The organism is Geodermatophilus sp. SYSU D01045 (genome assembly GCF_054050295.1).
Genome location: NZ_JBJGZB010000008.1, coordinates 101,101 through 115,376 on the forward strand (window position 1 = coordinate 101,101; position 14,276 = coordinate 115,376).

General features: G+C 76.9%; 14 protein-coding genes. 5 read left to right on the forward strand and 9 right to left on the reverse strand.

What is annotated here, in order from left to right:
- Positions 1-7: 7 nt before the first annotated feature.
- The 4 genes from ACI798_RS08640 to ACI798_RS08655 form a co-directional block, all read right to left on the reverse strand.
- Positions 8-484 (reverse strand): CBS domain-containing protein, encoded by a 477-nt coding sequence (locus ACI798_RS08640; RefSeq protein WP_456939277.1) that lies wholly within the window; start codon positions 482-484, stop codon positions 8-10.
- Positions 485-516: 32 nt separating this feature from the next.
- Complete coding sequence (locus tag ACI798_RS08645; protein WP_457047706.1) at positions 517-1,269, reverse strand: ferredoxin reductase; 753 nt, start codon at positions 1,267-1,269, stop codon at positions 517-519.
- A complete protein-coding gene (locus ACI798_RS08650) occupies positions 1,239-1,847 on the reverse strand; it encodes a molybdopterin-dependent oxidoreductase (protein WP_456939275.1) in 609 nt (202 codons plus the stop codon). The genes ACI798_RS08645 and ACI798_RS08650 overlap by 31 nt, the downstream gene beginning before the upstream one ends.
- Positions 1,848-1,926: 79 nt before the next feature.
- On the reverse strand, positions 1,927-4,752 hold the full coding sequence (locus ACI798_RS08655; RefSeq protein ID WP_457047707.1) for an AAA family ATPase: 2,826 nt from the start codon (positions 4,750-4,752) through the stop codon (positions 1,927-1,929).
- Positions 4,753-4,992: 240 nt separating this feature from the next.
- On the opposite strand from ACI798_RS08655, the gene ACI798_RS08660 reads away from it, so the two are divergent.
- The 5 genes from ACI798_RS08660 to ACI798_RS08680 all read left to right on the forward strand — a co-directional run bounded on the left by ACI798_RS08660 (position 4,993) and on the right by ACI798_RS08680 (position 9,774).
- On the forward strand, positions 4,993-5,337 hold the full coding sequence (locus ACI798_RS08660) for a DUF6510 family protein (RefSeq protein WP_456939273.1): 345 nt from the start codon (positions 4,993-4,995) through the stop codon (positions 5,335-5,337).
- Between the two features lie 18 nt (positions 5,338-5,355).
- Positions 5,356-6,342, forward strand: a complete 987-nt coding sequence (locus ACI798_RS08665; protein WP_457047708.1) for a thioredoxin — start codon at positions 5,356-5,358, stop codon at positions 6,340-6,342.
- A gap of 29 nt (positions 6,343-6,371) precedes the next feature.
- Positions 6,372-7,640 carry an epoxide hydrolase family protein gene (locus ACI798_RS08670; RefSeq protein WP_457047709.1) on the forward strand — a complete coding sequence of 423 codons (1,269 nt, stop codon included), beginning with the start codon at positions 6,372-6,374 and terminating at the stop codon, positions 7,638-7,640.
- A 111-nt stretch (positions 7,641-7,751) separates the two neighbouring features.
- Complete coding sequence (locus ACI798_RS08675; RefSeq protein ID WP_456939270.1) at positions 7,752-8,219, forward strand: hypothetical protein; 468 nt, start codon at positions 7,752-7,754, stop codon at positions 8,217-8,219.
- Positions 8,220-8,265: 46 nt separating this feature from the next.
- Entirely contained in the window at positions 8,266-9,774 is a 1,509-nt protein-coding gene (locus tag ACI798_RS08680) for a peptide ligase PGM1-related protein (protein ID WP_456939269.1), read from the forward strand.
- Positions 9,775-9,822: 48 nt separating this feature from the next.
- On the opposite strand, the gene ACI798_RS08685 is transcribed toward ACI798_RS08680, so the two are convergent.
- From ACI798_RS08685 to ACI798_RS08705, 5 genes are all read right to left on the reverse strand, one after another.
- Positions 9,823-10,443 (reverse strand): hypothetical protein, encoded by a 621-nt coding sequence (locus ACI798_RS08685; RefSeq protein ID WP_456939268.1) that lies wholly within the window; start codon positions 10,441-10,443, stop codon positions 9,823-9,825.
- 109 nt (positions 10,444-10,552) lie between these two features.
- Positions 10,553-11,383, reverse strand: a complete 831-nt coding sequence (locus ACI798_RS08690; RefSeq protein ID WP_456939267.1) for a succinate dehydrogenase/fumarate reductase iron-sulfur subunit — start codon at positions 11,381-11,383, stop codon at positions 10,553-10,555.
- Positions 11,380-13,176: a fumarate reductase/succinate dehydrogenase flavoprotein subunit gene (locus ACI798_RS08695; RefSeq protein ID WP_457047710.1), complete on the reverse strand. Its 1,797-nt coding sequence runs from the start codon at positions 13,174-13,176 to the stop codon at positions 11,380-11,382. The genes ACI798_RS08690 and ACI798_RS08695 overlap by 4 nt, the downstream gene beginning before the upstream one ends.
- Positions 13,176-14,006 (reverse strand): hypothetical protein, encoded by an 831-nt coding sequence (locus ACI798_RS08700; RefSeq protein WP_456939265.1) that lies wholly within the window; start codon positions 14,004-14,006, stop codon positions 13,176-13,178. The genes ACI798_RS08695 and ACI798_RS08700 overlap by 1 nt, the downstream gene beginning before the upstream one ends.
- Positions 14,003-14,254, reverse strand: a complete 252-nt coding sequence (locus ACI798_RS08705; RefSeq protein WP_456939264.1) for a hypothetical protein — start codon at positions 14,252-14,254, stop codon at positions 14,003-14,005. Before ACI798_RS08705 ends, ACI798_RS08700 begins: the two co-directional genes overlap by 4 nt.
- Positions 14,255-14,276: the final 22 nt, after the last annotated feature.

The window sequence follows — 14,276 nt, forward strand, 5'->3', positions numbered from 1 at the left end:
CGTGGGTCTAACCCGGGAGGACCCCCGGCCCGTCCTGCGCGGCGTCCGCGGGGGCGCGGAGCACGGCCCGGCACAGGTCCGCCATCCCGACGATGCCGACCAGCCGGCCGCCGTCGACCACCGGGAGGTGGATCAGCCCCCGCTCGAGCACGAGGTCCAGCGCCGCGGCGACCGTGGTGTCCCGTTCCACCACGACGGCGGGGCCGGACACGACGTCGCTGATCCGCACCCGCTCCGGGTCCCGGCCGTCGGCGACCGCCTGCGCGACGTCGGCGTCGGTGACCAGCCCGAGCGGGACGCGGTCGTCGGCGTCGCGCAGGACGACGAGGGCGCCGTCCCCGGCGTGCCTCAGGAGGTACGCGGCCGCGGCGAGGTGGGCCCGCGGCTCCACGGTGGTGACCGCGGGCCGCGCGAGGTCGCCCACCGCCAGCGGGCGGACGACCGGCGCGGCCGGGGGCGCGGTGGCGGGGTCGGTCGTGGACAAGGCGGCTCCTCGGGTGCGGTGGCGGGTGCCCGTCACGTCCCGGCGCCCGGGCCGCCGAAGCGCTCGAGCCGGATCCAGGACGGGTCGTGGCCGATGTCGACCAGGGCGGTGGCGACGTCCTCCACGAAGTACGTGGGCCCGCAGACGAAGGTCCGCGGCCGCTCCGTCGGCGCGAACGTCCGCTCCTCGAGCACCGCGCGGTCGACGCGGCCGGTCAGGCCCCGCCACCCGGGCGGCGCCGCGCGGGTGAGGGTGATCGTGGCCTCCGGCTCCAGCCGGTCGCGGCCGAGGACGTGGTCGGCCGTGCGCGCGGAGTACAGCAGCCGGACCGGCGACGGGGCCCCGGTGCGGCGCCGGTGGTCGAGCATCGCCAGGAACGGCGCGACGCCCACGCCCCCGGCGACCAGCTGCACCGGCCGGGTCTCGCCCCGCTCGAGGTCCGCGCCCGCCGACCACACGAAGTACCCGCCGATGGGGCCGCGCAGCTCCAGCACGTCGCCCGCGCGCAGCTCGCCGGTGAGGTAGGGCGACACCTCCCCGCCGTCGAGCCGCTCGACCATCAGGGACAGCAGGGGGTCCTCGGGCGCGGAGGCGATCGAGTAGCTGCGCTGGACCGTGTAGCCGTCCTCCGCGGTCAGGCGCAGGTCGACGTGCTGGCCCGGGAGGTGCCCCGTCCAGCCGGGCACCTCGAAGCGCAACCGCCGCACCCAGGCCGTCTCGGGGACGCTGTCGACGACCGTGGCCCGCAGCCAGGTCAGTCGCCGCTGTACCGCTGTTCCAGCCATGGGTCCCCGCGGTCGTGGTAGCCGAACGTCTCCCAGAAACCGGGCTCGTCCAGGCGGCTCAGCGCGAAGCCGCGCAGCCACTTGGCGCTCTTCCAGAAGTACAGGTGCGGGACCAGCAGCCGGGCCGGCCCGCCGTGCTCGGGGGCCAGCGGCTCGCCCTCGTAGGTGTCGACCACCCAGGCCCGGCCGCCGGTCACGTCGGCCAGGGGCAGGTTCGTGGTGTAGCCGCCGTCGCAGAAGGCCACGACGTAGGCCACCTCCGGCCGGACCTCGCCGAGCAGCGTGTCGACGGCGACGCCCTCCCACCGGGTGTCGAACTTCGACCACTTGGTGACGCAGTGGATGTCGACGGAGACCGCCTCGCGGGGCAGCTGCCGGAACTCCTCCCACGTCCAGCGGCGCACGCCGTCCACCTCGCCCTGCACGGTGAGGTCCCACGCCGAGAGCGGCGTCCGCGGGGTCGGCCCGGCGGACAGGACGGGGAAGCCGGCGCCGACGTCGTACTGGCCCGGTGGCAGGCGGTCGCGGGGGGTGTCCGCCGACGCGCGGTGACCGAACCCCCGGGAGATCAGGGACATGGCAGCTCCTCCCGACGCCGCCCGACCCTGCCCGAGCGGGACCCCCGGCGGCATCAGTCGATCGACCCACCGCCGGTGCTCACCCGTCGGGCGACGAGCGCGGCGTGCCGGCGGTGGCCCCGGCGGTCGCGCCCGCGGCCAGCGCGTCCCGCAGCGCGGCACGGGCGGTGACGCCGAGCTTCGGGAAGGCGCGGTAGAGGTGCGCGCCCACCGTCCGCGGGGAGAGGTACAGGCGGTGGCCGATCTGCTTGTTGGACAACCCCGTGGCGGCGAGCATGGCGATCTCGTACTCCTGGGCGGTCAGCGAGGCCGGCGAGGGCCCGCCCGAGGGCCGGCGCGGGGCCGACCCGGTCGCCCGCAGCTCGGCCGACGCCCGCGCCGCCCACGGTGCGGCGCCGAGCCGCTCGAAGGTCTCCAGCGCCGCGGCCAGCTGCACCCGCGAGGCGCTGGTCGCCCGGGACCGGCGCAGGTGCTCCCCGTGCGCCAGCCGGACCCGCGCGTGGTCGAACGGGAACCGCTCCGCCCCCGGGACGGCGAGCGCGGCCTCGAAGCGCGCCGTGGCGTCCTCCTCCGGCGCCACGAGCGCGGCCGCCCCGGCCAGCAGCAGCGCGAAGCCCGGCCGGGACCGGAACAGCGGCGCCCGTCGCATGGCGGCGACGTGCTCCTCGGCCTCGGTCCGCCGTCCGGTCCGCACCGCCGCCTCGACCAGGTCCATGGCCACCACCGGCGCGATCGGCACGTGGGGGGCGAACCCGCCCGGCGCGCTGACCGCCGACAGGTGCCGGTGGGCGTCGTCGAACTCGCCGCGGCCCAGTGCGGCCAGCCCGCACACGTGGGCGGCGAGATGCCCGGCCAGGCGCACCCCGTGGACGACGGCCTCCGTGGTCAGGTCCTGCACCCGCGCCCGGACCGCCGCCCCGTCGCCGCGCGCGGCGGCCAGCAGGGCCAGGCAGTACGCCGCGGGCAGGGGAGCGAGCCGGTACCCCAGGTCCGCGCCCCGGGCGACCGCCTCCCCGGCGGTGCGCGCGGCCTCGTCCCAGCGCCCCCGGCGGAACGCGTCGGAGCACAGCAGCGCCAGCGCGTCGACCGCGGCGGCGGCCGCACCGCCGTGGCGCCCGTCGGCCGCCACCCGCTCCAGCGCCGGCCGGCAGCCGCCGAGCCGGTCGGTGGAGGAGGCCGCGCGGGCGGCCCGGACGACGCGCGCCGGGTCGGCGTCCGCCTGGGCTGCGGTCAGGAGGTCGTCGAGGCGGTCGAGGTCGGCGGGTGTCGCCCGGGCCGGGTCGGCGAACGTGCGGACGGCGACGGACACCGCGGGAGGTGCGTCCGGGCCCAGCCGCGCCAGCGCGTCCTCCAGGAGGCGCCACAGGTCCTCCCGGCCGGCGAGGTGGCACGCGAGCAGCAGGCCGTGCAGGGCGTCGTCGACGACGGCGCCGCCGGGCCCCGGTGCGGCCGCGGCGGCACGCGCGAGCAGGAGGTGGGCGGTCTCGACGTCGCCCTCGGCGTGCAGCAGGTGCAGCGCCGTGGCCACCGCGACCGCCGGCGACCCGCCGCCCCCCGGGTCCGCGACCCGCGCCTCCGCGAGCAGCTGCGGGACGGCCCGCAGGTCGCCGGTCGTCGCGACGGCCGCGGCCGCGGCCCCGGCCAGCCGGCCGGCGCGGTCGGGACCGGGCGGTGTGAGGCGGGCGGCCTGCAGCTGGACGGCGACCGCCCGGGCGGCGTCCCCCCGCTGCCCGGCCCGGGCGGCCGACCGCTCGAGCAGGCCGGCCGCGTGCGCGTCCGGTCCCACGGTGGCCTGCGCCAGGTGCCGGGCGCAGCGCTCCGGCTCGTCGACCAGCGCCGAGGCCAGGGCGGCGTGCGCGCGCCGCCGCTCGCCGCTGGTCGCCAGCGCCACCGCCGCCGCGCCGGTCAGCGGGTGCCGCAGCACCAGGCGGCCGGTGGCCACGTCGACGTCGACCATCCCCGCACGCTCGGCTGGGGCGAGGTCGTCCAGCCAGTCGCCGCCGCGCTCCCGGTCCCCGCGCCGGTCCTCGTCGAGCGCGGCCGCGCGCACCGTGCGCAGGTCGCCGGTGCCCTCGAGGGCGGCCAGCAGGAGCAGCGCGCGCGTGGCCGCCGGCAGCCGGCCGACCGGCCGGGCGAAGGCCGCGTCGAGCCGCGTGCCCGGTGGGAGGGGGAGCGGCCCGCCCGGCTCCTGCCCGGCGAGGAGGTCGGGCAGCTCGAGCAGGGCCAGCGGGTTGCCCCGCGCCGCGTCGAGGACCCGCCGGCGCACCGGGGCGGGCAGGTCGGGCCGGCGGGCGCGGAGCAGCTCCGCCGACGAGGGGTCGTCCAGCGGGCCCAGCTCCAGGAGCGCCGGCGCGGCGTCGCGCAGGACCGGGTCACCGGCGGTCCCCGCGGCGGCGAGGACGCCCCAGCGCCGTCCCGCCAGGCGGCGGGCGAGGAGGCCCAGCACGCGGGCGCTGGCCCGGTCCAGCTCCGGCAGGTCGTCGACGACCAGGAGCACCGGGCGGCCCCCCGCCGCGCGGTCGAGCAGCGCGGACGTGGCCGCGGCCACCGCCAGCGGGCCGGGCGCCGCGGCCGGCGCGGAGGACACGGCGGCGGCCAGCGCGTCGTCCCGGGGTCCGGACGGGTCGACCGGCCCGCCCGGCAGGGGCAGCAGGAGCTGGTGGAGGCCCGCGTGGTCGACGTCGGCCTCGGACTCGACCCCCGCGGCCCGCAGCACCAGGGCCCCGGCCGCTGCCGCCGACGCCGCGGCCGCGTCGAGCAGCGCCGTCCTCCCGACGCCGCGGTCGCCGGTCACCAGGAGGACGTCGCCCCCGGCGGCGGCCCGCTCCAGGAACGCCCGCAGCACCTCGCACTCGGCCCGCCGGCCGACCAGCTCGCTGCCGCGTGCTCCCGGGACGTCGTCCACGAGGGGCCTCCCTCGACTCCCGCCGTCCGGACGCGTCGCGGCTCCCGCACCGCCCGGTGCCGGCGTCGTGGCCTCGCCCCCCGTGGAGGTGCGAGTCTCCCCCAGCGGATGCGGCGGCGGCCAGGGGTTCACGACCGCGGACGCGGGACGCGGGGACGGTCGGATGACCGATGCGCGGCGCCGCGCCCGGCGCGACAGTGGCCGGCACGGCGGCGCCGGCGGCCGGGGGAGGGGACGGCGATGCAGCTGTCCGAGCACGCGTCCGACGACGGGACCGGCGGGGCGCCCTCCGGGGTCGACGAGCGCCGGCTGGACGGGAACGCGGCGGCAGGCGTCCTCGCGGAGGTGCTCACCGCCGAGGCGACCGCGGCCGTGTCCACCTGCACGTACTGCGGGGGCCGCGCCCCGCTGGGGCAACACCTGGTCTACGCCGACGCCCCCGCCCTCGTGCTCCGGTGCCCCACGTGCATGCAGGTCGTCCTCCGGTGCGGCTCGGACGCCTCCGGCACCCGGTTCGAGATGACCGGCGTCCGGTTCCTGTGGTGGCCCCCGGAGCCGGCCACGGGGACCGACGCCCGGGCCTGAGCCCCGGAGGTGCTGCACGTGGCCACTCCCGCGCTCCTGCCCACCGAGGGCCGGATGCCCGCGCTCGACGGGGCGACCGGCTGGCTGAACACCGCGCCGCTGACCACCGAGGGGCTGCGCGGCCGCGTCGTCGTCGTCGACTTCTGCACCTTCACGTGCATCAACTGGCTGCGCACCCTGCCGTACGTGCGGGCGTGGGCCGACCGGTACCGGGAGCACGGGCTGGTCGTCCTGGGCGTGCACACGCCGGAGTTCTCGTTCGAGCGGGACGCCGGCGCCGTACGCCGGGCGCTGGAGGCGCTGCGGGTCACGCACCCGGTCGCGCTCGACAGCGGGTACGCGATCTGGGACGCGTTCGCCAACCGCTACTGGCCGGCGCTGTACTTCGTCGACGGCACCGGGCGCATCCGGCACCACTGGTTCGGCGAGGGCGACGAGACGCGGTCGGAGACGGTGGTCCGGCAGCTGCTGGCCGAGGCCGGTGCCGACGTCCCCGACCTCGACCCGGTGGTGGTCACCGGCGAGGGCGTCGAGGCCCCGGCCGCCTGGGACGACCTGCGGTCCCCGGAGGAGTACCTGGGCCACGTCCGGGCCGCCGCCTTCGCCTCCCCGCACGGCCTCGCCCCGGACGCGTCCCGGACCTACGAGCTGCCGTCCGGCCTCCGGCTCGGCTCGTGGGCCCTGGCCGGCCGGTGGACCGTCGGCGGCGAGGCCGCGGTCCTCGACGAGGCGGGCGGCCGCCTCGCCTGTCGCTTCTCCGCCCGCGACCTGCACCTGGTCACGGGCCCGGTCGCTCCCGGGGCCCCGGTGCCGTTCCGGGTGCTCCTCGACGGCCGGCCGCCGGGCGACGCCGCCGGGCTCGACGTGGACGAGCGGGGCCACGGCGTGCTGACCGACCGGCGGCTGTACCAGCTGGTGCGGCAGCCGGGGCCGGTCCGCGACCGGCTGTTCGAGGTCGAGTTCACCGCCCCGGGCGTGGCCGCGTACGTCCTCACCTTCGGCTGAACCGACGCACCTCCAGGAGGGAGCGGGCCATGACCACCGCGACAGCAGGGACCGTCCGCCCGTTCCGGGTGGAGGTGCCGGACGAGGCGCTCGCGGAGCTGCGCCGGCGCGTCGCGGCGACGGTATGGCCCGAGCGGGAGACGGTCCCGGACACCTCCCAGGGCGTGCCGCTCGCGACGATGCAGGCCCTCGCGGACCACTGGGCCACCGCGTACGACTGGCGCGCCTGCGAGGCCCGGCTCAACGCCCTGCCGCAGTTCCTCACCGAGATCGACGGGCTGGAGATCCACTTCCTGCACGTCCGCTCCCGGCACGAGGACGCCCTGCCGCTGGTGGTCAACCACGGCTGGCCCGGCTCCGTGGTCGAGCAGCTGAAGATCATCGGCCCGCTGGTGGACCCGACGGCGCACGGCGGGGACGCCGCCGACGCCTTCGACGTGGTGGTCCCCTCGATGCCCGGCTACGGCTTCTCCGGCAAGCCGACGGGCACCGGCTGGGGGCCCGAGCGCATGGCCCGCGCCTGGGCCACGCTCATGGAGCGCCTGGGCTACGAGCGCTACGTCGCGCAGGGCGGCGACTGGGGCGCGTTCGTCGTCGACCAGATGGGCCTGCAGGCGCCGCCGGGGCTGCTCGCGCTCCACACCAACATGCCGGCCACCGTCCCGGCCGACGTCAACGCGGCCGCCCTGGCCGGCGAGCCGCCGCCCCCCGGCCTCTCCGACGAGGAGCGCCGCGCCTACGGGCAGCTGATCCGGACGTTCGGGCAGGTGGAATACGCCCGCTACATGGCCGCCCGGCCGCAGACCCTCTACGGCATCGCCGACTCGCCCGTCGGCCTGGCCGCCTGGCTGCTGGACCACAACGACGCCGACGGCCAGCCCGCCGCCGCCGTCATGGCCGCCCTCGACCGGACGGCGAGCAGCACGGGGGAGCTCACGCGCGACGAGGTCCTCGACAACGTCACGCTCTACTGGCTCACCGGCACCGGCGTCTCCGCCTCCCGGCTGTACTGGGAGTACCGCGGCGGCTTCTTCGACGCCAAGGGCGTGCAGGTCCCGGTCGCCGTCAGCGTGTTCCCCGGCGAGCAGTACGAGGCGCCGCGCAGCTGGACCGAGCGCGCCTATCCCCGCCTCCTCCACTACAACCGGCTGCCGCGGGGCGGTCACTTCGCCGCGTGGGAGGAGCCGCACCTGCTCGTCGACGAGCTGCGGACCGCGTTCCGGCCGCTGCGCCGGCCCCCGGTGCCCGGCCCGCGCGCCTCGGCCGCCGACGCCGCGGCGCCGCGGACCCCCGCCTGACCGTGGGTCCGCGGGCACCGACCGTCCGGACGCGCCCGCTCCGGACGGCGGCGGCCCCGCGGCGGCCCGCACCCCCTGCCCGGCGCGCCGCCGGACCGCCACGGTGGCGCCATGACGGGTAGCCGCAGCTCGCTCTGGACCGGGGCGCTGGCCGGGTACGCGGCCAGCCGCACCATGGACGCCGCCACCGGCTGGTTCCACGGCCGGCAGAGCGCGGAGTCCCGGCGGCGGGAGGAGGAGATCGCGCCGGGCGGCGCGCTCGTGCAGCTGGGTAAGCAGCTCGGCGCCGTCGCGGGCCGCGACCTCGACGACGCGGCGGCGGGCCGGGTCGGGCTCGCCGTGCACCGGACCTTCGGCGTGACCTACGGGGTGCTCGCCGCGACGCTGGTCCGCCGCGGCGTGCCCCCGCTGGCCGCCGGGCCGGCCGTCGGCGCCGCCGCCTTCCTGCTGGTCGACGAGGGCACGGCGCTGCCGACGATGACCGCCTACCCGCTGGTCAGCCACGCGCGCGGCGTGGTCGGCCACGCGACGGTCGGGCTGGTCATCGGCCTCCTGCTCTGGCTGACCGGCCGCTCCTGACGCCGCGCGCCCGACGGGCTCCTCCGGCCGCCGATCCTGCGGGAGGATGCTCCCCGCGCGGGGGACGAGCGCGCCGGGGGGCGCCGTGCGGGAGTTCACCGATCTGCAGCGGGACCTGGCACCGGCCTGCGCGGCGAACGCGCCGGGCTCCTCGACCCCGCACGTGCTGGTCACCCTGCCCTCGTTCAGCATCGGCGAGTCGCTGCTGTCGCACTACGCCGACCGCCTGCCGGCCCTGGAGCACCGGTACCTGGTGACCGTCCTCCTGCTGCCCCGCGTCCCCGGCTGCGAGATGGTCTTCGTCAGCAGCGCCCCGCCGCCGCAGGCGCTGGTCGACCACTACCTCTCCCTGGTGCCGCCCGCCGCCCGGGCCTCGGTGCGCCGGCGGCTGCGGGTGCTCGTCGTCCCCGACACCTCCTACCGCCCGGTCGCCGCGAAGCTGCGCGACCGGCCGGACCTGGTCGAGGACCTGCGCCGGCACATCGGCGGCCGGCCGGCGTTCCTCGAGCCGTGGAACGTCACCGCCGACGAGGTCGAGATCGCCCGGCGGCTCGACGTGCCGGTCGACGGCACCGCGCCGGAGCTGTGGCCGCTGGGGTTCAAGAGCGCGGGCCGGCGGCTGCTCGCCGGCGCCGGGGTCCCGGTGCCGGCCGGGTGCGAGGACGTGCACACCGTCGAGGACGTCGACCGCGCCGTCGACGACGTGCTGCGGCGCCGGCCGGACGCGGCGGGCGTGGTGCTCAAGCTCGACGACAGCGGCGCCGGCGACGGCAACGTGGTGCTGCGCCGCCAGGGCCTGCCCGGCTCGGCGGGCCACCTGCGTGACGCCGTCCGCCGGCTGCCCGACTGGTACCTCACCGCGCTGACCCTGGGCGGGGTGGTCGAGGAGTTCGTGACCGGGGAGCGGTTCGCCAGCCCCAGCGTGCAGGGCGAGATCACCCCGGACGGGCGCGTGACCGTGCTGTCCACCCACGAGCAGGTGCTCGGGGGCGACAGCGGCCAGGTGTACCTCGGGTGCCGCTTCCCGGCCGAGCCGCGCTACGCCGCGGAGCTCGGCCGGTACGGGCGGGCGGCGGGGGAGGCGCTGTCCCGGTGCGGCGCCCGCGGCCGGTACGGCGTCGACTTCGTCGCCACGTCCGGCCCGGGCGGGGAGACGCTGCAGGGGCTGGAGATCAACCTCCGCAAGGGCGGCACGACGCACCCCTACACGGTGCTGCGCAACCTCGTGCCCGGCCGCTACGACCCCGACCTCGGCCGGTGGACCGCCGACGACGGCACCGTCCACTGCTACTGCGCCACCGACAACCTCGTCGACCCCGCCTGGACCGGGCTGCCGCCGCGGGAGGTCGTCGACGCGGTCGACCGCGAGGGGCTGCGCTTCGACCGGCGCACCCGCAGCGGCGTCGTCCTGCACATGCTGTCGGGGCTGGCGGTCGACGGCCGGTTCGGGCTGACCGCGATCGCGCCGACCCCCGCCGCGGCGCACGAGCTGCTCGAGCGCACCCACGCGTGCGTCGACCGGCTGGCCCGCCGGCCGGTGGCCGCCGGGTCCTGACCGACGGGCCCGCGGTGGGGCGCGGACCGCCCCACCGCGGGGTGGCGCTCAGACGGTCTCGGGCACCCGGAGGTGGGCCAGGACCAGCTCGAACTCGGCGACGTCGACGATGTCGGCGCCGCTCTCCCGGCTCGCCCGCTCCCGGATGGCCGTGCCGGCCTCCCGGGTGCGCTCCAGGGTCGCGCGGTCCGCGTACGTCACGGTGGCGGCGGCCGCCCCCTCCCGGCGGTCGACCAGCAGGCTGGCGCTGCAGAAGCCGTCCAGTTCCTCGAGGCTCGGCAGCACGCCCATCCGGAAGGTGTCCAGGAGCTGCTCGACCCGGTCGGGGTCCGCGCGCAGCCAGGTGACCCGGGCACAGGCCCCGGCCGGGGCCTCGTGCAGCCGGTGCAGTGAGGCGATCTCCCAGGTCCGCACCTCCGCTCCACCGCCGAGGACCTCCGCGACCCGGTCGCGCATCGGCCGCACCCGGTCCGCCGTGGCGTTCATCGCCTCCTCGGTCTGCCAGGCGGTCGCGACGATGCAGCGTCCGCTCCCGCGGTCGGCGAGGAAGGACAGGCCGACGAAGCCGTCCATCTCCTGGACCACCGGCATCACCTCGTCGCGCATGTAGGTGACCGCGTCGTCGATCGCCTGGGTCGTGCCGTGGATGGTGGTCGTCCGTGCGTACACGTCACCGCTCCTCTCGTGCGCGCGGCGACGCCCGGTGCGGCACCGCCGCACGAGGGAGCGTTCTCGCGGTCCCCGCGCGTGGCAACGGGCCCGTGCACGTCCCCGGGCGTCACCGCCGCGGGCGCCGCCCGATCCTCGACCCCAGCCAGGTCAGCGGGTCGTACCGGCGGTCCACCACCCGCTCCTTGAGCGGGATGATGCCGTTGTCGGTGAGGTGGATGCCCTCGGGGCAGACCTCGGAGCAGCACTTGGTGATGTTGCAGTAGCCGACGCCGAACTCCTCGCGGGCGGCGTCCCGCCGGTCGGCGACGTCGAGCGGGTGCATGTCCAGCTCGGCCAGCCGGATGAGGAAGCGCGGTCCGGCGAAGGCGGCCTTGTTCTCCTCGTGGTCGCGGATGACGTGGCAGGTGTCCTGGCACAGCCAGCACTCGATGCACTTGCGGAACTCCTGCGGCCGCTCGACGTCGACCTGCTGCATCCGGTGGTTGCCGTCGGGATCACGCGGGCGCGGGGTGAACGCCGGGACCTGCGCGGCCTTCTCGTAGTTGTAGGAGACGTCGGTGACCAGGTCGCGGATCACCGGGAACGTGCGCAGCGGGGTGACGGTGACCGGCTCGTCCTCGGCGAAGGTGCTCATGCGGGTCAGGCACATCAGCCGCGGCCGGCCGTTGACCTCCGCGCTGCACGAGCCGCACTTGCCGGCCTTGCAGTTCCACCGGACGGCGAGGTCGCCGGCCTGGGTCGCCTGGATGCGGTGGATGACGTCGAGGACGACCTCGCCCTCGTGCACCGGGACGGTGAAGGTCTGCAGCTCCCCGCCGGACGCGTCGCCCCGCCAGACCCGGAAGGTGGCGTCGTAGCCGCCGTCCCCGCCATCGCCGGCGCCGCGCCCGGCGCCGTCGTCCGTCCCGCCGATGCTCGGTTCCCCCGGCTCGGTCACGTCCCCTCCTCGAAGACCTCGGCGAGCTCCGGCGGCATCTGTGGCAGCGGCTGCCGGGCCACGGTCACCCCGCCGTCCGCCGTCCGCGTGCAGACCAGGTTGGTGCGGCCCCACTCCGGGTCGGTCGCGGGGAAGTCGTCGCGGGTGTGCCCGCCGCGGCTCTCCTCGCGGGCCAGCGCGGCGCGGGCGATGCACTCGCTGACCAGCAGCAGGTGCGGCAGGTCCAGCGCCAGGTGCCAGCCGGGGTTGTACTGCCGGTGCCCCTCGACCGACAGCGCCGCGACCCGCTCCCGCAGGCCGGCGATCCGGTCCAGCGCCTGTTCCACCTCCGGCGCGGTGCGGATGATCCCGACCAGGTCGTGCATCGTCTGCTGCAGCTCCTGCTGCACGGTGTAGGGGTTCTCGCCGCCCTCCCGCTCGAACGGCGCCAGCGCCGCCCGCGCGGCGTCGGCCAGCGCCTCCTCGGCGAGCGCCACCACGCCGGCCCGCTTGGCCGCGTGCTCCGCGGCGGCCGCGCCGGCGCGGCGGCCGAACACCAGCAGGTCCGACAGCGAGTTGCCGCCGAGCCGGTTGGACCCGTGCATGCCGCCGGCGACCTCGCCCGCGGCGAACAGCCCCGGCACGGACGCCGCGGCGGTGTCCGGGTCGACCTCGACGCCGCCCATCACGTAGTGGCAGGTGGGGCCGACCTCCATCGCCTCGGCGGTGATGTCGACGTCGGCCAGCTCCTTGAACTGGTGGTACATCGACGGCAGCCGGCGGCGGACGTACTCGGCCGGGCGGCGGGTGGCGATGTCGAGGAACACGCCGCCGTGCGGGGAGCCGCGGCCGGCCTTGACCTCGCTGTTGATGGCGCGGGCGACCTCGTCGCGGGGGAGCAGCTCGGGCGGGCGGCGGTTGTTCTTCTTGTCCTCGTACCAGCGGTCGGCCTCGTCCTCGGTCTCCGCCGTCTCCTTGCGGAAGTAGTCCGGGATGTAGTCGAACATGAACCGGTTGCCGGCCGAGTTGCGCAGCACGCCGCCGTCGCCGCGGACGCTCTCCGTGACCAGGATCCCGCGCACCGACGGCGGCCAGACCATGCCGGTCGGGTGGAACTGGACGAACTCCATGTTCACCAGCCCGGCGCCGGCCTGCAGCGCCAGCGAGTGCCCGTCGCCGGTGTACTCCCACGAGTTCGAGGTGACCTTGTAGGCCTTGCCGATGCCTCCGGTGGCCAGCACCACCGAGGGGGCCTCCCAGGCGACGAACCGGCCCGACTCCCGCCAGTAGCCGAACGCCCCGGTGACGCCCTCGTCGTCGGTGACCAGCCGGGTGACCGTGCACTCCATGAACACGTCGACGCCGAGGGCGACGGTGCGCTGCTGCAGGGTGCGGATGAGCTCCAGGCCGGTGCGGTCGCCGACGTGCGCGAGCCGGGCGTAGCGGTGGCCGCCGAAGTCGCGCTGGCTGATCAGCCCGTCGGGGGTGCGGTCGAACAGCGCGCCCCAGTCCTCGAGCTCGCGCACCCGGTCGGGCGCCTCCTGCGCGTGGATCTGCGCCATGCGCCAGTGGTTGAGCATCTTCCCGCCGCGCATGGTGTCCCGGAAGTGCACCCGCCAGCCGTCCTCCGGCCAGGCGTTACCCATCGCCGCGGCGATGCCGCCCTCGGCCATGACCGTGTGCGCCTTGCCGAGCAGGGACTTGCAGACGACGGCGGTGCGCGCGCCGGCCTCGTGCGCCGCGATCGCCGCCCGCAGCCCGGCGCCGCCGGCCCCCACCACCACGACGTCGTAGGCGTGCCGCTCGAGCTCCATCAGAAGAACCTCACGTCCCGGATCGTGTCGGTGGCGAGCAGGAGGACGTAGAGGTCGGCCAGCGCCACGCTGACCATCGACGCCCACGCCCACTGCATGTGGCGGGCGTTGAGCCGGGACACCAGCGTCCAGGCGCGGTAGCGGATCGGGTGCCGGGAGAAGTGGTTCAGCCGCCCGCCGACGACGTGCCGGCACGAGTGGCAGGACAGCGAGTAGAGGGCCAGCAGCGTCGCGTTGACCAGCAGCACCAGCGTGCCCAGCCCCATGTGGCCCCACTCGCCGGTCTCGTCGCGGAAGGCGAGGACGGCGTCGTAGAAGAGGACGACGTTGATGACCAGCGCCGCGTAGAGGAAGTAGCGGTGCACGTTCTGCCCGACCAGCGGGAACCGCGTCTCACCCGTGTAGCGCCGGTGCGGCTCGGCGACCGCGCAGGCCGGCGGCGACAGCCAGAACGACCGGTAGTAGGCCTTCCGGTAGTAGTAGCAGGTCAGCCGGATGCCCAGCGGGAAGACCAGGATGTAGATCGCCGGGGAGATCCACGCCGGGCCGGTGAAGAACTCGGGGAAGGTGTCGCCCTCGCACCGGGTCGACAGGCACGGCGAGTAGAACGGCGAGATGTAGGGCTCGGAGAAGTAGTAGGCGTTCTGGAACGCCCGGAACGTCGCGTAGACGACGAACGCGAGCAGCGCCACGACCGTGAGCGCCGGCTGCAGCCACCAGCGGTCGGTGCGCAGGGTCCGCGCCGCGATCGTCGCGCGGCGCGGGGCCGGCCCGCCGTCGCCGCGTCCGGCCGAGGTCGCCCCCGTCCCGCGCGGCGCGGTGGTGGTCACCGGTGGGTGCGGCCGGACCCGCCCAGGCCCTCGTCGTCGCCGTCGCCGTAGACGGTCGCGAACGGCTCCCAGGCCCTGCGGACCCGGGCCCCGCACAGGAGGTCCAGGTCGTCGCGCAGCCGGGCGACGTCGACCCTGAGCCGGCGGGCGTCCACGGTGTCACCGAAGCGACCCGTCAGCGGTGCGCACGCCCGTTCCAGCGCGTCCACCGCGCGGCGGGCCGCCGCCACGTCCTGCTCCAGGGACATCGCCGCCTCCAGACCCTGCTGG